The following is a 20,710-nucleotide window of genomic DNA, read 5'->3' as shown; positions in this document are numbered from 1 at the left end:
TAGTGAATGGAGGTCGACCGTGATTAATCAGAAAATAATATACAAATTATTGTTTTTGTTGTGTTTTGCCATCATCAGTTACAAACTCCTTAAGCATGCTTTACAAATGAATGGAAACAATCAAAAAAATATCCTAGCAACAATCCATTCTGTAACCAATGGAGAAAACTCAATTGAAATTATTAAAATATTTGACTTTGGAAATGATCGATATGTAGCCTATTTGCAAAACGATACTCCGTCGTACATTCACTTTAAAAAAGACAATATTGGAAACTATAGATTTCTAGATGCTGAATACGGATCGTACTTTGAAAGTGACATAAATAATGAAAATAAGATAGATTCAAACTTACAAGACTTTGCTTTACCTATCAAATATAAAGATGACAAGCCCTTACCTTTGAAAATACTAGTCATTACAAATCATCATAATACTGTTTCTAAATTGAGCGTTAGCCTTGTGAATGCAACGGGGAGCACCGAAAAAGTTGAAATAAAAGTTGGGAGTCCGAGCGCTAAAATCATTACAATGAACAAAGCATCAAATGCATTTAGTTTAGAAAATCGTTATTTGGATGAATATGGAAAACAGATTGATTAATAAATAGGTTAGGACCGATGAAAGGAGTAGATTAATATTTCTTATAACCAAGTATTATTAGAAATTTATTGCTTACATATTATTGAAAATGAAGCAAATTCAACAATTCTAGGATTTTGTAAAGAAGTTAAAAAACCAGGTTTTCATTGTATCGAAAATAATTGTCAACATCGAGGGGGAACTTATGTTCCGAATGAGATTGCCTATTCGGATGAAAAAGGTTTAGTTTCGGATGTTGATTCGCATATTGGTTTTGACGGTGAGATGGAGCCAGAACATGCTAATGAAGAAAAAATTAAAGATCTTCAAACTTTGTGGAGTGAGATTTGTAAACAGAAAATAGATGAAGCATACGAAGTATATATGGGAAAGAGTGGGTTAAAAAAATAAGTAACTCTTCCATTAACTAGAGGTTGTAAATTAAAAAAGGAGAGTGATACAAATTGCTAAAAAACAAAAAGTTTTTTTATCTTTCAATCATTCTGTTTTTGACATCTATGGCATTTAATTTCACTTTTCCTAATGATGATACTTTAGGTGCAAAATTTTCTGTAAATAATATACCGATTACAAAAGAAAGTGGATTAAATTATGTAGGAATTACATCAGTATTATTATTGATTGCTAGCTTTTATTTTCTATCAAAATCATTAAAAAAATTTAGGTTGCGGATTATTTTGATTGCATTATTCTTTTCAGTTAGTACTCCAACTTTTCTTGCAAGTGCATACCAAAAGACAATTGCTACTGACATTTATGCAGTTTCATATGATCGGAATAAAAGTAAGTGTAGTTTTGAAATGAAAAATGAAACAATAATGCATGCAGAATGTGAACTTCCTTTTAAAAACTATAGTAATAGTGATGTGCTTTTTACGATTGATTTTTATGATAAGTATCCGTTTGAGGACGAAGGCGCAATGTTATCACTTATGAAAAAAAATGCTCCATATAAAGTAAAATTAGGAAGAAATGAGAGTAAAGTCGTAAAAATTGAAACAGATATTGATGTATCAAACATTAAAAAACATGTTGATAATGGAGAAACAACAGAAGTACATAGGATGATCAAATCTAAAGGGAAAAGTAGAAAAATATGAGCCCTTTCTGATATTTGATTCTACCAATACAAAAAATAAAAAGTATAGGGTCACAATTGTGGCTCTTATTTTTTAGAATTGCTTTTTTCCATGAAGAAGTAGGATACGAGATTAATTGGATTGTTTGTGATATGATTTAAAATAAAAACATACACTCTAGTGATGTATATTTTTAACACTATAGGGGATGGAGATATGAAATTTGAGATGCAAAAAGCGAATATGTTAGCTGAAGATATAAATGATTTTGTCAAATTAGTACATAATAGTTATGAAAATAGTAAATATACAACTACTAATAATAAAGACAAAATATATCAAATAAAACTATTAATTGAAGAATTTAGATTCCAAGTATTAGCAGATGAATTATTCAGAATTAATCGGTTCGCATGGGACGGAAAATATACATATTTATTGATTGAGAACTTTATAAAAGGGATTAGCATTATTGATGAATACGTGGAAAATAATTATAATGAACTTTATATTTTCACAGCAAAACTTTACACCTTAAAAAATGCAATCATTTCATTTAATAATAAGTAAAATAATGCTACAATAATTTTTCAATATAAATTAAAAATGCTATTTCCACTACAGAGGGTAATAGCATTTTTAATTGCAGTTATTAAAGCTTTTTAAACCTAATTGGACTAACCATTAAGAAAGCAAGAATTAAAGTAATCCATGCATTACTATAAAAAAACATTCCCATACCAGCTAAAGGTAAACCAGCGGCAGGAATAGGTAATCCCTTAAAATAACCTATGGTAGGCTTAGCACTAAATTTTGCTAATCTTAATGCCCCCATCGTAGGAAAAACGATAAATGCAAGTGAGGTTAAGATTGATGGTGCTGAAATGGAATGAAATAAGAGCGCAGGGGCAACGCCGAAACTAACAATATCCGCTAAAGAATCTAGCTCTACACCAAATTCACTATTCACTTTTAGTTTCCTTGCAACTCTACCGTCAAGAAGATCAAAAATAGCAGCGATGAAAATAAAAATTGAGGATAACATGATTAAACCACTCATATTAAGCGTAATCGATAGAACACCACAAATTAAATTTCCGATTGTAAGTAAATTGGGTATAGATTTTACGACCTGACTAAACAAAGTATCCCCCCTGAACATTAAAAACCTTTCAATAGTATTTTCTAACTATTTACACTTTATTCCTCACGAGAAGCCTTGAATATCTTGTTAGAATAGTGAGTTCAAAAAAAGGACGTATTAATACGCCCTTTAGTAAAGTTCGAATCAGTTAATTCCTATCTCCATTGAAGGGCAGATTACCTTTATCGGTAAAGGACGATTAAAATAATATCCTTGACCGATATCGCAATTTAAATTTTTTAACATTTTCATTTGCTCTTCAGTTTCGACTCCCTCTGCAACAATTTTAAATCCTAAACTATGGCCCATCTTAATAATCGCTTTGACCAACGAAAAGTTCTTAGGATTTTCAGTCATATTTTGAATGAAGGAACGATCTATTTTTAATGGATTTTCGAAAGAAGAATTTAATTCCAATTTCTTTTAAGTTATTTATAATTTGAGCACTAGAAGCCGTGTTTTTCATAACAATTTCAGTAATTTCGAATTCAATTAATGATGGATTGGATCCAGTTCTTTCAATTATTTCCTTTGTTTTGATAAGGAAATACTACATTCAATTTTTACTGAAAACGTTTAAAATTTTGATTATGTAAATATAATAAAAAAGGTGAAAATTACCAAACATCGAATATATATTTAGATGGAACTATTTTAAAAAGTAAAATAAACTTTTGGAGGCTTTAAGTGAAGGCAATGTTAGCTTCAATGGGACTAATATTAGAATTGATTAGAATCATAGTAATCTTCGGGATACTAGGTGCTCTATTTTCAACAGTTTTATCAGAAATATACATGGATTTTGGTGTAAATCTTTCTAATTCTGGATGGTGGAGTTCATTTGGAATCCTTTTATTAATATTTGTCTTATATCGGAACAAAATTCAATTTAGTGGATGGTACAATGGTAAAGGAAAAGTGAAATTATCGAATAAAGTCAGAATACTATTGGTTTCTTCCTCAATACTTTTGATATTAATACCAGGAATAAATGAATTAATTCATAGGTTGTAATAGTAAATATGCAGTATATTAAATATACTTTAAATCAACACGATCGGCGTAAAGTCGATTTTTATTTTGCCTATACTAATTAATAGGAGTGATTGAATTGACACTATTTGGCTATCTATTTTGGGGGTTTATAGTTGTCGCAATTGCATTTGGGTTCTTTATGCAAAAAAAGTTCGGAACAAAAGCGCCAGATAAAACAGAAAGTCAAAAATTACATGAAGAAATTACGAGACAGTCACATAATAATGATCGACCAAGATTTTAATTCACTGGTGTGGTTATGAAATTGAAAAATGACCAACACATCGAATGGATTCTAATCAATTTCTGAATGAAGTAAAAGCTTGAAAAAGTTAATATAATAGAGTAAGTAGTACTTTTATCGTGAAAGGAAAATACCATGAAAAAGATTGATGAATACTTTGAAACAGCAATGGAAGCTTGGAGCATGATGCAAAAAACGACTGATGATGAAGGAGCTGAGTGGGCAGAAAGATTTGAACGCTATTTCTATGAATTTATTGATGAATTGAAGAAATGGTGGGAAACGCTTGATCCAAAACCAACAAATATTGAAGAGGCTGAAGAGTTACCTGAAGTTAAAAAGTGGATGGAGCAAATTCCAGGTCCAGTCCAATTAAATTTTTTAACTGAATTAGAAGATATAATGGATGGTTTTGATACAGTACGGTTTGATTAAGGAGGATACATTTGTCTATAAAAGATTAGATAATAGCTTTATGTAATCTATAAAGAAGCTAAAATGATGTCTGTCGTAAAAAAGATTAAGAGACAGGAATACAATATTTATTTAGTTGGGATGGTTATATTGGAGTACTTACCCCATTATTGGATAAGGACGGGAAACCAGTTAGTAAGGAAATGAATGTAACTAAAATAGGAGCTGATTAGGTTTCAGATCCTATTTCGTTTCAAAGAAAGTTAACGGATTAAAAATTGATGTAAATTCTATTTCAAAAAGTCACATCGAAAGTATGATGTGACTTTTTTATCTAGATCGTGGTTTTTGATTATTTCTGAACTCAACTTGTTAAGGAAAGCATCACGTTGATTCATTACTCTTCTTGCAATCAGGGAATGGACATATCCTATTTGCCATCAACATCACGATCGAGACATAAATGCCAGTAAAAACATTCTAGCTGAAGGATTACGAATATTGGCTTTGGCCTAAATAAACATAGAACCGTAGGAATCTACGGGGATAGCTTGTCAAATAAGAGAAACCTCTGCTGGCAAAGAAATACACTAGCAAGTATGCTCAGTTCCCAAGAATCACCCACTTCAAACAACCTGTAAGGGCGTTAAGTGGCGAGTAGTTCAATTATTCGGTATGTAATCCAGCAAATATTACCCTTAATCCATATAGAAATTGTTCTTCAAAATCAAAACTATAATGATACTGCTCACCAAAAAATGATGTAAATGCAGTTACTTCTTCGGGAGTGTATGTGAACTGCATTGCACGATGTTCATCTGCTACAAATGATAATACATAGTTGTTAAAAAGGTTACCAGCAACTAGACAGTTTTGATCAGATACACCGTATTTAGTTAAATTTTCTAAAGTGAATTTTACTGCTTTTAATCTACTTGGTGTAGTTGGCATTGATTGCGAAAAAACTTCTACTGCATCTCGTGTTTTTAATAAGACTCTTCGCACTTCAAATGCTAGAGCTGTTAAAGCTTCCCTAGCATCATCTAATTCTTCAGGTAGCACAATTTCATTATTTAAGTGCTCTGCAATTAAATCATACAAACCCTGTTTATCTTTAATATGCCAATATAAGGATGCAGCTTTGATTTCAAGCTCTTTCGCTAATGTGCGCATCGATAAATTACTTATTCCGTCACGATTTAAAATATCGAGGGATGCTTTTACAATTGCTTCTTTCGTTATCGCCATAAAATCTCTCCAAAAATTTAATAATTTTCATTGACTCTAACAGTGTTAGATGTTACTCTAACGGTGTTAGATAACTAACGTTGTTAGACGTTTTTGTTCTCTTATTGTACTAGAAATATAAACTACTTTAAAGTTCAAACAAATTACCTACTAGCTAAATCAAATAAATTTTTTTAATAATAAGGCTTGTGAACAATGATTGATAACATTAAAAAAAGAGGTAGGGTGGATGTGATGATGAAAAATATGCGGAAGAAAAAAGATGTTGGTATTTATGGGTATACAGCAAAATGGTATGACAAAAACTCCCGAAAAAGCCGTATGACACAAATGCAAGAATATGCAACCGAAATACAATCTTTAGTTCAAGAAGGTGCAAAGATTTTAGAAGTAGCTCCTGGGCCAGGATATCTATCTATTGAGCTTGCAAAAATAGGTTTTGATGTTACAGGAGTAGAGTTAAGTCCAGATTTTGTTAACATTGAAAAAAATAATGCAAAGGAAGCAAATGTTTTAGTAAATTTTAAAGAAGGAAATGCATCAAATCTACCTTGCGATGATAACACATTTGATTTTATTGTTTGCAGTGCAGCATTTAAGAACTTTATGGATCCAGTAAAAGCACTCAAAGAAATGTATAGGGTATTAAAACCAGGTGGAACATCACTTATAATCGATATGAATTTTAATGCAACTGCACAAGATATAGAAGGTGAAATTAGAAAAACTGGAATGACGGGGTTTGATAAGTATTTTGTAAAATTTGCATTTAAAACTTTCTTGAAAAAAGGTGCTTATACAAAAGAAAATTTTGAGATGTTTTTAAATGAAACAGAATTTAAGAATTATAACATTAAGCAAGAGGATATTAGTTTATATATTTATCTTTATAAATGAGAAGAATAACTAGTAATCTATAAAAAATGAAAATATAAAAAGTCGATTCTTCATTGGAAATCGACTTTTTTATTGTTAACTATCATTTATTATTCATAAAATTTTGTTTCTCTAAATATTCTAGTACTGTTTGTGAATATTCATGATGAGATTCTTGTGTATACTTTGCAATCGTATAAATTTGAGCTAAATTCTTTAATCCTAGTCGCTCTGTCATTTCTTTAAGCTTTGGAACGTCCATGTAACGTTGCCAGCCTTTTTCATTTCTTTCTTTATAGATTTCAAGAATATCTTCATCTGAATAATCATTATATTGTTCATAATGAACTAGACCTTGTCTTGGAAGTCGGTCACGTAATGCTGGATTTTCTTTTGGATAGCCTAAAGAATAGCCTACAACTGGTACGACATTTGGTGGTAAGTTTAGGATTTCACCTATCTGATTACAATTTGCTAGGGTAGAGCCCATGTAGCATAGGCCAAGACCTGCGTTCTCAGCTGCTAAAGCACAGTTTTGGGATGCCAAAGTAGCATCAATGGCACCAATCATAAAGCTCATGAAATTATCAAAATGCACAGGTGCATCATTAAGCGTAAGCCACTTTCTCATTCGATTAAAATCCACACAAAAAGTTAAAAGAATAGGTGCATCAATAACCATTGATTGCTCCATATGAGCAGAATATAATTTCTTTCTAATTTCCTTGTCTTTTGTGACAATAATCGAATAAGATTGCATATTACCACTTGAAGACGCACGAATACCTGCATCTAATATTTGATCTAACAGTTCTTGGCTTACTTCCATATCCTCATATTCTCGAATTGATCTGTGGCCATGTAATACATCGTTAAATTCCAAAACCTTCACTCCTCATATTAAACAGATTTCATTAGAAATAATAAGAAAAATACAAAAACTCGACATATAATTTAAAATTGTAATTATTTCTGAATAATCAAATTATAAAGTAAAGATATCATAAAAAAATGTTATCGTATACAGATTTGTACTTTTTAAAAATTTTAGGAAAGATTACTCAGAATAATATTTTTTTAGAATAGTAGAGATTTGTATCAATGTCTAAAAATGTCAAATTATTACTTACAAGTAGATTAAGGGTTAATAGATTGATTTAATTAATTAAAGAGTAAATTGATTAATTAAAATATAAAACGATATGAGTCTAGAGAAAATGGTTGAATATGGTAATAAATGAGTCAAACAATAGGGAGCCAAGATATAAATTGAATATAAAAATAAATTAAGCTCAGCTTACTATTTTTGACTGAGCTTAATCCTTTAATATCAATTTTTTTATCAATCAAGTTCTATTCTAGCTTTAAATTCTTAAATTCAATTCGATATAAATCACGACGTCGATCGCGTAATTGACGGACTGATCCCGTATTTCGTGAACGTCTTAATTTTTCAAGGTCAACATCTCCGACTACGACAGTATCAACATTTGCATCACATTCTCCTACAATGCCATCTCTTGCGAAGCCAAAATCAGAAGGGGAGAAAATACCAGATTGTGCATATTGAATATCCATGTTTTGTACATGTGTTAAGTTCCCAACTGTTCCTGCGATACATGTATATACTTGGTTCTCGATCGCTCTTGCTTGAGCGCAATAACGAACACGGAGGTAACCTTGACGATCATCCGTACAAAATGGAACGAAAATGATGTTTGCACCTTGATCTACTGCAATACGAGCAAGTTCTGGAAACTCGATATCGTAGCATATTTGGATAGCGATTTTTCCACAATCTGTATCAAACACATGGATTTCGTTTCCTTCTGAAATTCCCCACCATTTTCTCTCATTAGGAGTTGCATGAATTTTTAATTGCTTTTCAATCGTACCATCACGTCTAAATAGATATGCAACATTGTAGATATTACCGTCTTCCTCAACGAAGTGAGATCCCCCCACAATATTGACATTGTAGCGTACAGCAAGCTCTGTAAAAAGTTCGATATATTGCTCTGTATATGTTGCAAGCCTACGAACAGCCTGATCAGGGCGTTTTTCTTCTAGAAAAGACATTAATTGTGTTGTAAACAACTCTGGGAAAACAGCAAAATCTGAACCGAAGTCAGCGGCGACGTCAACATAATACTCGATTTGTTTCGTGAAATCTGAGAATGAATCGATTTTTTTCATCATGTATTGTATTGCGCATATTCTAACTGGGAATGATGCACGGTAAACGCGTTTAGATTTTGGAAGATAGTCAATATTACTCCATTCCATCAAAGTGGCAAATGAATCTGATGCTTTATCATCCGGAAGGTAACGAGTATTAATCCGTTTAATTGTAAAACCTTCCATTAATTGAAATGATAAAACAGGGTCATAAATACTGTGTTTTTCTACCGCTGCTACATATTCACGTGGTGACATTTCATCTCTATGTTTATGATAATTTGGGATTCGACCACCAATGATAATACTTTGAAGATTTAATTGTCGAGCCAATTCCTTTCGCGCTTCGTAAAGACGATGGCCAATTTTCATACGACGGTATTCCGGATCAACCATTACTTCAATTCCATATAAATTAAATCCATTCGGATCATGGTTTGTAATATAACCATTATCAGTTATGACGTTCCAAGTATGCTGGTCATCATATTCATCGAAGTCAACCATTAAACTTGAACAAGAACCAATAATTTTATCTTCATACTCTACACAAAACTGCCCTTCAGGAAAAATGCGAATATGACTTTCTAATTGTTCCCGTTTCCATCCTTCCATGCCAGGAAAACAACGGTTTGATAACTTCATAATTTCACTAATATCTTCCATACGTATATTTCGAACTTCAATTTTCTTCTCATATTTTGACATATCTGTCTCTGACATAATCTCACGTCCTAAATATAAATGTCTCGCTTACTAAAGGACCATAATAAATGGTCTATGGCACTCGATTCTAACAGTTAGGATACCCACAATTTACCTTTTCAATATCGTAAAAAAAGATTAGTTACTTTTAAGAGGTCTTGAGGAAGTAAACCAGCGAAAATCAGGAATATCGTTACTCATAAGAGATTCATGAGGAAGTAAACCAGCGAAAATCAGGAATATCGTTACTCATAAGAGATTCATGAGGAAGTAAACCAGCGAAAATCAGGAATATAGTTACTCATAAGAGGTTCATGAGGAAGTAAACCAGCGAAAATCAGGAATATAGTTACTCATAAGAGATTCATGAGGAAGTAAAGCAGCGAAAATCAGGAATATAGTTACTCATAAGCGGCTCATGAGGAAGTAAACCAACGAAAACCAGAGAGATAGCTACTCATAAAATGGTGATCCATTGTATAATCTTTAACACTATTGAATGAACAGTACGGAACTTAGAACATGTTAGTAACCTGTAGAATTGTATGTAAACTAGTATTATATAATATTATTATGTAAACTAAGTGAAACTAAAAAACATTATATAATAACTGAATCCATACTCGGACATTGACTACTTTCAAGAAATACTTTAAAATTATCTTTAATTCAAGATAGTTGAAAGGGGTTGATATGATTGAATCAAAATGAAATTTCAACTAATTCGCTCCGGTTATATTCTGAAATATGTAAAGCAAATCGATTTTTGACTGATGCTTCTATTAATAATATTAAATGTTTTGGTTTGAATTTGACTGAGTTTGCAGTCTTAGAATTGCTTTATCATAAAGGAGATCAGCCAATTCAACAGATTGGAAAAAGGATATTAATCTCAAGCGGAAATATGACGTATGTATTAGATAAATTAGAGGCAAGGCGATATATTGAACGCATTCATTGTCCAAAAGATCGACGAGTTATATATGCAGCTTTGACTGAAGAGGGTAGAAGAGTAATTAGTTGTATCTTTCCAGCTCATAGTAAAATGATTCATAACTTATTTTCTCAACTAAATTCTGCTGAAAAAGATATGTTAATCTATTTAATAAAAAAGGTTGGATTAAGCAAAAAAGAAACTCAAGATTGAGATAACTTAATTCGAACTAGATTAATTAAAAGCTGTCATTTGACGGCTTTTTCTGTTAATGCTGGAAATAATAATAATAATAGACTAATTGTAAGAAGAGGTATAAAAATATGGAAGAAAAGTTTAAAGGGAAATCAATTATTATTACAGGTGGTGCGAATGGAATTGGAGAGGGGGTTGCATTTGCATTTGGAAAATTAGGTGCAATTGTTTTTATAGCTGATGTAAATGAACAAAAAGGTCATAGAGTTGTCAAGAAAATTGAGGAAAATGGTGGGAGAGCAATATTCTTTAAGACTGATGTTAGTATAGAGAGAGATATCATAAATCTTATTCGCAATGTCATTGATAACATTGGTAAACTTGATATTTTAATTAATAATGCAGGAATTTCCGCTTTTAAGCCATTTTTAAGTTTATCAACAGATGAATGGGATCAAGTAATTAATACTAATTTGAGAAGCGTTTTTATTTCGTCAAGAGAAGCTGCTAAAGTGATGAATAATGGAGGAAGAATAATAAATATGGCATCTACGAGAGCGATTATGTCGGAGCCAAATTCAGAAGCTTATGCGGCATCAAAGGGTGGAATTGTATCAATTACCCATTCATTAGCAGCATCGCTACAGCCAAATGGTATAACAGTAAACTGCATTAGCCCTGGATGGATTCAAGTTGATCAAAATGAAGAATTAAAAGAAACTGATCATCTTCAACATTGGTCAAATCGAGTAGGTAAGCCTGAAGATATCGCTAAAGCTTGTATTTATTTAGCTGATCCAGAAAATAATTTTATCAATGGTCAAAATATCATAATTGATGGAGGCATGACTAGAAAGATGATCTATGAAGAATAAAAAAGCAAGGAAAGGTTATTTTCCTTGCTTCAGACTGTTGACAAACGCTCGCTTTCTTCGTTGCTTCGCCTGTCTCCGGTGCTCATTACCGACTAGGGTAACTCCGCTCCTCACCAGGCTTCGCGCCTCGAAAGACAAACGCTTGCAATCAGTCTGAAACTCAAGTTTTCTGTATTTTGTCTCACACTGAAGCAAGGAAAGGTTATTTTCCTTGCTTTTTTATTCGTTACTAATTCTCTTTATCTTACTTTCTTGAATCCTTGCTCTAAAAATATATCTTAATAAATATGGTACAACAATAAAGATAAATAGTGTTCTAAATAGTTGATAACACATAATGACAGTTATATCTGCGTCTACTTCTTTTGCAATTAATGCCATTTGATCCATTCCACCAGGTGCTAAACTTAGTAAGGCACTAATATGATCAATGGTGTGAATATGTGTTAAAAATATACTAGACAATAGCGAAAATGTTAATAAAACGACTCCACTTAAGACTGAAACTAAAACTATTTTTAATTTGTTAGTTAAGTTTTCTGGTTTCAATAATAAGCCAATATAACTTCCCATCATTAGCTGAGAAGAATCTAAAATAACAGATGGTAAGGCAGGTCCATGTAGTCCAGATAAATTAAGGATAATGGTAGCGATCATTGGTCCTAAAAGTAATGCTGTAGGAAAATTTATTTTCTTCCCTAAAAGTCCCAGGAGCGTACATGCAATCGCAAAAATAATAATGTTTGGAAATAAGCCTTGCCAGCTTGCTGAAGTGTGGTGAATGGCTTCTGAGATCGAACTTTTATGTACGTTAAAAAATGGACTAAAAATTAATAATGGGACCATAAAAATGATCATCATAAGCCTAGAAATTTGTAAGAATGTGACAATTGTGAAGTCAATATCCTTAATCTCTTCTGCAAGAGCAATCATTTGACTTAATCCACCTGGAATACTACCTAATAGAACAGTTGGATAATGTATTTTAAATACTTTAGAAATTATGATTGAGATTGTAATTGTAAAAAGGATGAGTAGAAAGGTCATCAAAATCATAGAAGTTAATTGATGTCCGATTTGAATAAACGTAGAAGATGTAAATGATAGCCCAATTGTGTAACCGATTATAATCATGGCTGTATCTCGAATTTTACTTGGCCAATACAATTTTATCCCTTTAATTTTAGAAAGTATAAGTACAAAAAACATCGGTCCTAGGAGCCAAGGTATTGGGAGTTTAATCAATTGAAATAAAAATCCACCAATAATTGCAATAATTAAAGTAAATAAAAGCTGTGTCCATTTATTATAGTTGTAATTTATTACCATAGTTTCACTTCTTTTCAAATTATAAAATTTTAATGTATAGAACATGTTTACATTTATTCAGCGCGCTTGTTATGTTAATATCATTATTGACCTTAAGTTTATGGTATGCAAGGATTTTGCTCGGTTAGTCGTTAGAATATTAAACAGGATAGTAAAACTAATCGGAGGATATATTAAGGATAGTAAATTTTTTACAATTTTTAATTTGAAAACCCTTGCAAATTTTAATTAGAAAGGACTAATTGAATTGGCTAAACAACAAATAGGCGTAATTGGGTTAGCAGTAATGGGAAAAAACCTAGCTTTAAATATTGAAAGTAGAGGTTTCTCAATTTCTGTATATAACCGCTCAGTTGAAAAAACAGAAGAATTTTTAAAAGAAGCAGAAGGTAAAAATGTAGTTGGAACATTTTCAATTGAAGAATTTGTAAATTCTCTTGAAACACCTAGAAAAATATTGATAATGGTAAAAGCAGGAGCACCTACTGATTCAACAATTGAACAATTACTACCTCATCTTGATAAAGGTGATATTTTAATTGATGGTGGAAATACATACTATAAAGACACTCAAAGACGAAACAAAATGCTATCTGATAGTGGAATTCATTTTATTGGAACAGGTGTTTCAGGTGGGGAAGAGGGAGCTTTAAAAGGTCCTTCAATTATGCCTGGTGGTCAAAAAGAAGCATTTGAACTAGTGAAACCTATTTTTGAAGCGATTGCTGCAAAAGTAAAAAATGAGCCTTGTACAACATATATTGGCCCCGATGGTGCTGGTCATTACGTAAAAATGGTCCATAATGGAATTGAATATGGAGATATGCAATTAATCTCAGAAGCTTACTTTTTATTAAAAAATGTACTTGGCTTAAGTGCTGACGAATTACATCATGTATTTAGTGATTGGAATAAGGGTGAGCTTGATAGCTATTTAATTGAAATTACAGCCGACATCTTTACTAAAACAGACGAAGAAACAGGTAAACCACTTGTAGATGTTATTTTAGACAAAGCAGGACAAAAAGGTACAGGAAAATGGACTAGTCAAAGCACACTAGATTTAGGTGTACCTACTTCTATTATTACTGAGTCTGTATTTGCACGTTTTATTTCTGCAATGAAGGATGAAAGAGTAAAAGCAAGTAAATTATTATCTGGTCCATCAACTAGTACATATAATGGTGATAAAGAGCAACTTATTGAAGATGTGCGTAAAGCTCTTTATATGAGTAAAATTTGTTCTTATGCTCAAGGATTTGCTCAATTAAGAGCTGCATCTGATGAGTATAACTGGGATTTACAATATGGTGATATCGCAATGATTTTCAGAGGTGGATGTATTATTCGAGCGGCTTTCTTACAAAAAATTAAAGAAGCTTACGATCTAGATGCAAATCTTTCTAACTTATTACTTGACCCATATTTCAAAGAAATCGTAGAAAGTTATCAAGGTGCATTACGTAAAATTAGCGTAGTAGCAATTGAAGCTGGTGTACCAATTCCATGTTTCTCTGCAGCATTAGCTTATTTTGATAGTTATCGTACTGAAACACTTCCTGCAAATTTAATTCAAGCACAAAGAGATTATTTTGGTGCGCATACTTATGAACGAATCGATAAAGAAGGTAAGTTCCATACTCAGTGGACATAATTTCAAATTGGTTTTTGAAACATAAAAAAGTTACCCCCTCGCTATTATGAGGGAGTAACTTTTTTTATCGATAAATTGTTTTTAATTTTCATTTAATCGATCAGTAACTGGCCACCATTTGTGACCATCAACTGTCAATAAAGTATCAGCTTCGTTTGGACCCATTGTACCAGAATTATATGTTGTAAGTGGTGCTAAATTATTGTCCCAAGCTTTTGAGATGACATCAACAAAGCTCCAAGAATATTTTACTTCATCCCAATGTGTAAAGTTTGTTCCATCACCTAACATACAATCATAAATTAATCGCTCATATGCTTCTGGTGTATTAACACAATCAACACAATTATTATTAAATGTTAATTGAATTGGCTTTGTGTAGCCTTCTTCTGAGCCAGATCTTTTTGCATTTAATTGCAATGTAATTCCTTCGTCTGGTTGAATATGTATAATTAATAAATTTGGAGACATTGTCTCTTTTGTATTGTAATAAAGATTCATTGGTATATCTGAAAACTGAACAATTATCTTAGTAGATTTTGTCGCCATTCTTTTTCCTGTTCGAATATAGAATGGAACACCAGCCCATCTAAAATTATCGATAAAAAGTTTACCTGCAACAAATGTTTCAGTTTGAGACTCAGGGTCAACATTGTTTTCATTTCTATATGCTGTAACTTCTTCACCGTTAATTACACCAGCATCATATTGTCCGCGAACAAAGTAATCTTTTACTTCGTTTTCATCAATTTTACGTAAAGCTTTAAATACTTTAACTTTTTCACTACGAATTTCTTCAGTTGTTAATTTAATAGGAGGCTCCATAGCAAGAAGTGCCGCTACTTGAAGCATATGATTCTGGACCATATCTTTTAAAGCGCCAGAATTCTCATAGTATTTTCCACGGTCTTCAACACCAAGAATTTCACTAGAAGTAATTTGGATATTTGAAATAAATCGATTATTCCATAGCGGTTCAAACATGGCATTTGCAAAACGGATTACTTCAATATTTTGAACCATTTCTTTCCCTAAATAATGATCGATACGGTAGATTTGTTTTTCTGAAAATGCTTCACGAATTTCATCATTCAATTCAATTGCACTCGGTAAATCATGGCCAAATGGTTTTTCGATTACAATTCGACTCCAGCCTTCTGTATCAGCCAATCCATTTTGTTTTAACTGTTTAGCAATTGTTCCGAAAAATTCAGGTGCCATTGCAAGGAAGAAAATACGGTTACCAGGAATTAAGTAATGATTATCCAAGTTTGTTAATAAATTTCCTAATTCTATATACGAAGACGGTTCTAATACTTCAAATTGATGGTAATAAAAATGAGATAAAAAGCTTTCAATTTCAGTATCAGATGAAGTAATAGATTGAATTGATTTTTTTACAGTTTCACGAAACTCATCATTTGACCAAGGTCTTCTACCTACACCTACAACCGCAAAACCTTCATCAATTTTTTGGCTCAAAAATAATCTATATATTGAAATAAAAAGCTTTCTTTTTGCTAGGTCTCCTGTTGCTCCAAAAATGACAATAACTGCTTTTGGGTTTACTTTAGTTTTCAATTAATTTACCTCACTTCTTAAACATAAATTACTAACTTATTTTAGTAATAATCAAGGCTGATTATACAAAATATGTAAAATCACTTTCAAAAAAATATTTTGAAAGCATTTTCATTAATTATTAAAAAATAAATTATATTTCCAAATTATTCATCTTATATCATAAACAAAACGAACAGATTCGTAAATAAGAGTCTTGATAATATTTAACTTTTTTCTTCTTATTCCTTGTAAACAAAGGGGTTTTAAATGATTTGGAAAATGCAAGTTTTTTCTGAATATAAATAGAAATATGTAATTATTTGGTTAAAAATTAAAAAAAAATTAAAAAACTATAAAGGGAATTTGTCAAAATCTTAGTTTTTTAGTAGAATTGTAATGTACCTTAATCGAAATTTGGAAAATATAGTAAAATTGAAATCGTAATGATTTCTGTTATACTGTTTTTTATAACTTTTTTTGATTGTAAATTCTGAATATAATCAAAAAGTAATTATGGAAATGATGGGTAATTTATGAGAGTTCCATCGATATCTTAATAAGCCAAGTAGTGCTTAAACCATTTAAAAAAATTTAAATGGTTTTGTTATTTTTAGTAAATTAAAAAACTTGGCAAAATTCTACTACAAGGGGGACTTTTATTATGAAAAAAATTGGCTTAGCTTGGCAAATATTAATTGGTCTTGTTATCGGGATCATTGTAGGCGCAATTTTTTATGGAAATCCAAAGGTTGCTGACTATTTACAACCAATCGGAGACATCTTTTTACGTCTGATTAAAATGATTGTAATACCTATCGTTGTTTCAAGTATTATTGTAGGTGTTGCTAGTGTTGGTGACACAAAAAAACTTGGCCGTTTAGGCGGAAAAACGATTCTGTACTTTGAGATTATTACAACAATTGCAATTTTAATCGGATTACTAGTAGCGAATATCGTTAAACCAGGTGCTGGTATAGATATGAGTATTCTTCACAAAACTGATATAAATACTTATGTTGAAACAGCAAAAGAAGTGAAAAGTCATGGGTTTGCAGATACATTTGTAAATATCGTACCGCCAAATATTTTTTCAGCTTTTGTTGAAGGAAATATGTTAGCAATTATCTTTTTCTCAGTGCTGTTTGGTCTTGGGATTACAGCGGTAGGAGAAAGAGGAAAGCCAGTCTTAGCATTTTTCCAAGGAACAGCTGATACAATGTTTTACATTACAAATCAAATTATGAAATTTGCTCCATTTGGTGTTTTTGCATTAATCGGAGTTACAGTTTCAAAGTTTGGATTAGAATCTTTAATTCCACTTGGAAAATTAGTCATAACTGTTTATCTAACGATGGCATTCTTTATCGTTGTAGTATTAGGCTTAGTAGCTAAAATGGTAGGAGTTAATATATTTAAGTTCATTAAATTAATTAAAGATGAATTGATCTTAGCATATTCTACTGCGAGTTCAGAAACAGTTTTACCTAAAATTATGGAAAAAGTAGAAAAATTCGGAGTACCAAGATCAATTTCTTCATTCGTTATTCCGACTGGTTATTCATTCAATCTTGATGGATCAACTTTATATCAAGCATTAGCAGCAATTTTCATCGCTCAAATGTATGGTATTCATTTATCAATCACAGATCAAATTTCACTAATGTTAGTTCTAATGGTCACTTCAAAAGGTATTGCAGGTGTTCCAGGCGTATCGTTCGTTGTATTATTAGCAACATTAGGTACAGCAGGAATTCCAGTTGAAGGTTTAGCATTTATTGCTGGTATTGACCGTATTCTAGATATGGCTAGAACTGCAGTAAACGTAGTAGGTAACTCTTTAGCAGCAGTTGTAATTGCAAAATGGGAACGCGCATTTAAACCAGAAGTGGTGAAGAATGATAATAACGTTGCTATGTAACGTATAATATAGGAAAGATATTTTAATTTTAACTCTCAAATAAATTAACTAAAAACAAAAGCCACAAGGAAAAAGAAATTCCTTGTGGCTTTTCTACTTTTACAGTAGTTTTTTTAAAGGGGAAAGTCTAAAAACATAGAATATTCTTAATTGTGTTTAAATTTAAGTGGTAATAACGCGTCCTTTTGGAAGGGAACCAATTAAGGAGGAAAAGATGACAAATTTACTAGATATTACGATTGGGAAACTATTAGAAGAAAAAGCGAAATTACATCCTACTCATGAGGCTGTTGTCTATGCGGATAGAGGTTTAAGGATGAATTACGAACAATTTGAAAATCACTGTAGAGAAGTAGCAAAAGGTTTGATGAGTCTTAGAATTCAAAAAGGTGATCATATTGCAATATGGTCTTCAAATACACCTGAATGGCTTACTTCCCAATTTGCAACTGGCAAAATGGGTGGAGTTCTTGTTACAGTAAACACAAATTATCGTACAGCAGAACTAGAATATTTGTTAAAGCAATCTGATTCAACAACGATTATTTTAATGGATCAGTATAAGGATTCTTCATATATTGAAATGCTTTATGAAATTATACCAGAATTAAAGGGTGCTGTTCCTGGAGAACTTCATAGCAGTCGACTGCCATTTTTACGGAACGTAATTGTTCTAGGTGAGAAAAAATATCCTGGAACATTCTCATGGAATGAGCTTATTTCTATGGCTAAAAATACTTCAGACATAGAGTTGGATAAGCGAATTGCAAGAATGAGTCCGTATGATGTTATAAACATGCAATATACATCTGGAACGACTGGTTTCCCAAAAGGTGTAATGCTTACACACTCAAATATCGTTAATAATGGGTTCAATATTGCGAATTGTATGGAATTAACAAAGGCAGATCGTTTATGCATACCCGTTCCATTTTTCCATTGCTTTGGATGTGTTTTAGGCACCATGGCTTGTGTTACTGTTGGAGCAACGATGGTACCTGTACAAGACTTCAGTCCAAAGAGAGTACTTCAAACTGTACAAGATGAAAAATGTACTGGATTACATGGAGTTCCTACAATGTTTATCGCAGAATTAAATGAACCTGATTTTTCTAAATATGATTTATCAACATTACGAACTGGAATTATGGCAGGTTCAAACTGTCCAATTGAGGTTATGAAGGCAGTAATCGAAAAAATGGGTATTACAGAGATTACAATTGCATATGGCCAAACGGAGTCTTCTCCAGTTATTACACAAACTAGAACCAATGATCCAATTGAGGTACGAGTTGAAACGGTTGGTAAGGCATTACCAAATGTTGAAGTGAAAATAGTAGAACCAGGCACTTCAAATGAAGTACCACGTGGAGTACAAGGGGAACTATGTACTAGAGGTTATCATGTTATGAAAGGTTACTACAAAAATGAAGAAGCTACTCGTACTGCGATTGATGAAGATGGTTGGCTACATACAGGAGATTTAGCAATCATGGATGAGAATGGCTATTGCAAAGTTACAGGTAGGCTCAAAGACATGATTATCCGTGGGGGAGAAAATATTTACCCTCGTGAAATTGAAGAATTTTTATATACTCACCCAGATGTGTTAGATGTTCAAGTTGTTGGAGTACCTGATCATGTGTATGGGGAAGAAGTAATGGCTTGCATTATTATTAAAGAAGGAATAAAAATTACACCAGAGGATATTCGAATGTACTGTAAGGGAAAAATCTCAAAACATAAAATTCCTCGATATATAGAATTTGTAAAAGAGTATCCCATGACTGCCTCTGGAAAAATACAGAAATTCCGACTTAGAGAGCAAGCAGTAGAATCTGCCTCAAAACAAGTTTAATTTATCTGATTTATTCATTGAAGAAATGGCAAAGTGAAACAGAAAGCTTTGCTATTTTTTTCTTTAAATATTTGTAAGGAATATTCAAATAATTAATCGTGTTATGGTAAAATGTGGAGACAATAAATTTAAAGGGGATACAAATTTGAAAATACGAAAAAAGGAATCTTCATGGCAAACTTTTAAAATAATAGTCTATTCTTTTACAATCGCATTAATTGTAAAGATTTTTATTTTTTCACCCTTTATTGTTCAAGGTGCTTCGATGCAACCGACCCTACATAATCATGATTATTTGTTTGTAAATAAAGCCTCATTTCATATTTCATCAATAAATAGAGGCGAAGTTGTCATTATAAAAAAACAAAATGACCCTAAGTATTATGTCAAAAGAATCATTGGATTGCCAAGTGATAACGTTAATTTAACGAACGGGCTCCTATATATTAATGGAAAACATTTAGCTGAAAACTACTTAAATGATCATTTAAAAAATGTCTATAAAGAATATCTTCAATTTAATCAAGTTAAAGTACCTAGCAGGTCGTATTTGGTAATGGGTGATAATCGACTAAATAGTAAAGATAGCAGAAATGGTTTAGGGTATATTAAACAGTCTGAAATAGTCGGAAAAGTTGAAGGAGTTTTTTTTCCTTTTGATCGAGTAAGAATAATACACTAAAAGAAAAAGTAAAATGGAATAAATAGGGATTGTAGAAATTAAAAAAAGGTTTTTCATTAAAATTTCATTTTCATTATATAAAGTAAAAAAGTAACAAAATTGATACTTACAGGTATTTTAAGCTTTATTTAAGGAAATAAATCTTAAATATAAGAATAAATTAATCAAAACTGAA

General features: G+C 31.7%; 22 protein-coding genes and 1 pseudogene. 16 read left to right on the top strand and 7 right to left on the bottom strand.

Annotated elements, in window-relative coordinates:
* The first annotated feature begins 19 nt into the window (after positions 1–19).
* The 4 genes from V5E38_RS09955 (at position 20) to V5E38_RS09940 (ending at position 2,253) form a co-directional block, all read left to right on the top strand.
* Entirely contained in the window at positions 20–604 is a 585-nt protein-coding gene (locus V5E38_RS09955; protein ID WP_499213158.1) for a hypothetical protein, read from the top strand.
* 264 nt (positions 605–868) lie between these two features.
* Positions 869–994 carry a hypothetical protein gene (locus V5E38_RS09950; protein WP_499213157.1) on the top strand — a complete coding sequence of 42 codons (126 nt, stop codon included), beginning with the start codon at positions 869–871 and terminating at the stop codon, positions 992–994.
* 53 nt (positions 995–1,047) lie between these two features.
* Positions 1,048–1,704, top strand: a complete 657-nt coding sequence (locus V5E38_RS09945) for an MFS transporter (RefSeq protein ID WP_499213156.1) — start codon at positions 1,048–1,050, stop codon at positions 1,702–1,704.
* 195 nt (positions 1,705–1,899) lie between these two features.
* Complete coding sequence (locus V5E38_RS09940; protein WP_387326312.1) at positions 1,900–2,253, top strand: hypothetical protein; 354 nt, start codon at positions 1,900–1,902, stop codon at positions 2,251–2,253.
* A gap of 82 nt (positions 2,254–2,335) precedes the next feature.
* On the opposite strand, the gene pssA is transcribed toward V5E38_RS09940, so the two are convergent.
* Together pssA and V5E38_RS09930 are read right to left on the bottom strand one after the other, a co-directional pair.
* Positions 2,336–2,827, bottom strand: a complete 492-nt coding sequence (gene pssA / locus V5E38_RS09935; protein WP_499213155.1) for a CDP-alcohol phosphatidyltransferase family protein — start codon at positions 2,825–2,827, stop codon at positions 2,336–2,338.
* Positions 2,828–2,971: 144 nt separating this feature from the next.
* The gene (locus V5E38_RS09930) at positions 2,972–3,244 is read right to left on the bottom strand and encodes an EAL domain-containing protein (protein ID WP_499213154.1); all 273 of its coding nucleotides are present in this window, start codon (positions 3,242–3,244) and stop codon (positions 2,972–2,974) included.
* A 279-nt stretch (positions 3,245–3,523) separates the two neighbouring features.
* Here V5E38_RS09930 and V5E38_RS09925 point away from each other — a divergent pair, with 279 nt between their 5' ends.
* From V5E38_RS09925 to V5E38_RS09905, 5 genes and pseudogenes are all read left to right on the top strand, one after another.
* Entirely contained in the window at positions 3,524–3,841 is a 318-nt protein-coding gene (locus tag V5E38_RS09925) for a hypothetical protein (RefSeq protein ID WP_499213559.1), read from the top strand.
* Between the two features lie 97 nt (positions 3,842–3,938).
* Positions 3,939–4,106 (top strand): hypothetical protein, encoded by a 168-nt coding sequence (locus V5E38_RS09920; protein ID WP_499213153.1) that lies wholly within the window; start codon positions 3,939–3,941, stop codon positions 4,104–4,106.
* 135 nt (positions 4,107–4,241) lie between these two features.
* Positions 4,242–4,541: a hypothetical protein gene (locus V5E38_RS09915; protein WP_097976978.1), complete on the top strand. Its 300-nt coding sequence runs from the start codon at positions 4,242–4,244 to the stop codon at positions 4,539–4,541.
* A 98-nt stretch (positions 4,542–4,639) separates the two neighbouring features.
* Entirely contained in the window at positions 4,640–4,753 is a 114-nt protein-coding gene (locus V5E38_RS09910; RefSeq protein WP_499213558.1) for a DUF6440 family protein, read from the top strand.
* A 172-nt stretch (positions 4,754–4,925) separates the two neighbouring features.
* Positions 4,926–5,036 (top strand): annotated as a pseudogene (locus V5E38_RS09905) (RNA-guided endonuclease TnpB family protein); the annotation flags it as partial.
* A gap of 150 nt (positions 5,037–5,186) precedes the next feature.
* Here V5E38_RS09905 and V5E38_RS09900 read toward each other — a convergent pair.
* Complete coding sequence (locus V5E38_RS09900; protein WP_499213152.1) at positions 5,187–5,768, bottom strand: TetR family transcriptional regulator; 582 nt, start codon at positions 5,766–5,768, stop codon at positions 5,187–5,189.
* A 195-nt stretch (positions 5,769–5,963) separates the two neighbouring features.
* On the opposite strand from V5E38_RS09900, the gene V5E38_RS09895 reads away from it, so the two are divergent.
* Positions 5,964–6,665, top strand: a complete 702-nt coding sequence (locus V5E38_RS09895; protein ID WP_499213151.1) for a class I SAM-dependent methyltransferase — start codon at positions 5,964–5,966, stop codon at positions 6,663–6,665.
* An 82-nt stretch (positions 6,666–6,747) separates the two neighbouring features.
* Here the strand turns inward: V5E38_RS09895 and V5E38_RS09890 are convergent, their stop codons facing one another.
* Together V5E38_RS09890 and V5E38_RS09885 are read right to left on the bottom strand one after the other, a co-directional pair.
* Complete coding sequence (locus tag V5E38_RS09890; RefSeq protein WP_499213150.1) at positions 6,748–7,527, bottom strand: nitroreductase family protein; 780 nt, start codon at positions 7,525–7,527, stop codon at positions 6,748–6,750.
* Between the two features lie 470 nt (positions 7,528–7,997).
* Positions 7,998–9,545: a bifunctional GNAT family N-acetyltransferase/carbon-nitrogen hydrolase family protein gene (locus tag V5E38_RS09885; RefSeq protein ID WP_069032142.1), complete on the bottom strand. Its 1,548-nt coding sequence runs from the start codon at positions 9,543–9,545 to the stop codon at positions 7,998–8,000.
* A gap of 679 nt (positions 9,546–10,224) precedes the next feature.
* Here V5E38_RS09885 and V5E38_RS09880 point away from each other — a divergent pair.
* Positions 10,225–10,674, top strand: coding sequence for a MarR family winged helix-turn-helix transcriptional regulator (locus tag V5E38_RS09880; protein WP_499213149.1), 450 nt, complete (start codon positions 10,225–10,227; stop codon positions 10,672–10,674).
* A 110-nt stretch (positions 10,675–10,784) separates the two neighbouring features.
* Positions 10,785–11,531, top strand: a complete 747-nt coding sequence (locus V5E38_RS09875) for an SDR family NAD(P)-dependent oxidoreductase (RefSeq protein WP_499213148.1) — start codon at positions 10,785–10,787, stop codon at positions 11,529–11,531.
* A 219-nt stretch (positions 11,532–11,750) separates the two neighbouring features.
* On the opposite strand, the gene V5E38_RS09870 is transcribed toward V5E38_RS09875, so the two are convergent.
* A complete protein-coding gene (locus V5E38_RS09870) occupies positions 11,751–12,860 on the bottom strand; it encodes an AbrB family transcriptional regulator (protein WP_499213147.1) in 1,110 nt (369 codons plus the stop codon).
* 247 nt (positions 12,861–13,107) lie between these two features.
* Here V5E38_RS09870 and gnd point away from each other — a divergent pair, with 247 nt between their 5' ends.
* Positions 13,108–14,514 carry an NADP(+)-dependent, decarboxylating phosphogluconate dehydrogenase gene (gene gnd, locus V5E38_RS09865; RefSeq protein WP_499213146.1) on the top strand — a complete coding sequence of 469 codons (1,407 nt, stop codon included), beginning with the start codon at positions 13,108–13,110 and terminating at the stop codon, positions 14,512–14,514.
* Positions 14,515–14,595: 81 nt separating this feature from the next.
* Here gnd and zwf read toward each other — a convergent pair whose 3' ends face one another.
* A complete protein-coding gene (gene zwf, locus V5E38_RS09860; RefSeq protein WP_499213145.1) occupies positions 14,596–16,095 on the bottom strand; it encodes a glucose-6-phosphate dehydrogenase in 1,500 nt (499 codons plus the stop codon).
* Positions 16,096–16,738: 643 nt separating this feature from the next.
* On the opposite strand from zwf, the gene V5E38_RS09855 reads away from it, so the two are divergent.
* The 3 genes from V5E38_RS09855 (at position 16,739) to lepB (ending at position 20,535) form a co-directional block, all read left to right on the top strand.
* The gene (locus V5E38_RS09855; RefSeq protein ID WP_499213144.1) at positions 16,739–17,995 is read left to right on the top strand and encodes a cation:dicarboxylase symporter family transporter; all 1,257 of its coding nucleotides are present in this window, start codon (positions 16,739–16,741) and stop codon (positions 17,993–17,995) included.
* Positions 17,996–18,209: 214 nt separating this feature from the next.
* A complete protein-coding gene (locus V5E38_RS09850) occupies positions 18,210–19,853 on the top strand; it encodes an AMP-binding protein (protein WP_499213143.1) in 1,644 nt (547 codons plus the stop codon).
* A gap of 145 nt (positions 19,854–19,998) precedes the next feature.
* Positions 19,999–20,535 (top strand): S26 family signal peptidase, encoded by a 537-nt coding sequence (lepB, locus tag V5E38_RS09845; RefSeq protein WP_499213142.1) that lies wholly within the window; start codon positions 19,999–20,001, stop codon positions 20,533–20,535.
* Positions 20,536–20,710 lie beyond the last annotated feature (175 nt).

Source organism: Rossellomorea sp. GAMAL-10_SWC, from assembly GCF_049568075.1.
GTDB lineage: Bacteria > Bacillota > Bacilli > Bacillales > Bacillaceae_G > Gottfriedia.
This window is presented reverse-complemented; position numbering and strand designations above follow the sequence as displayed.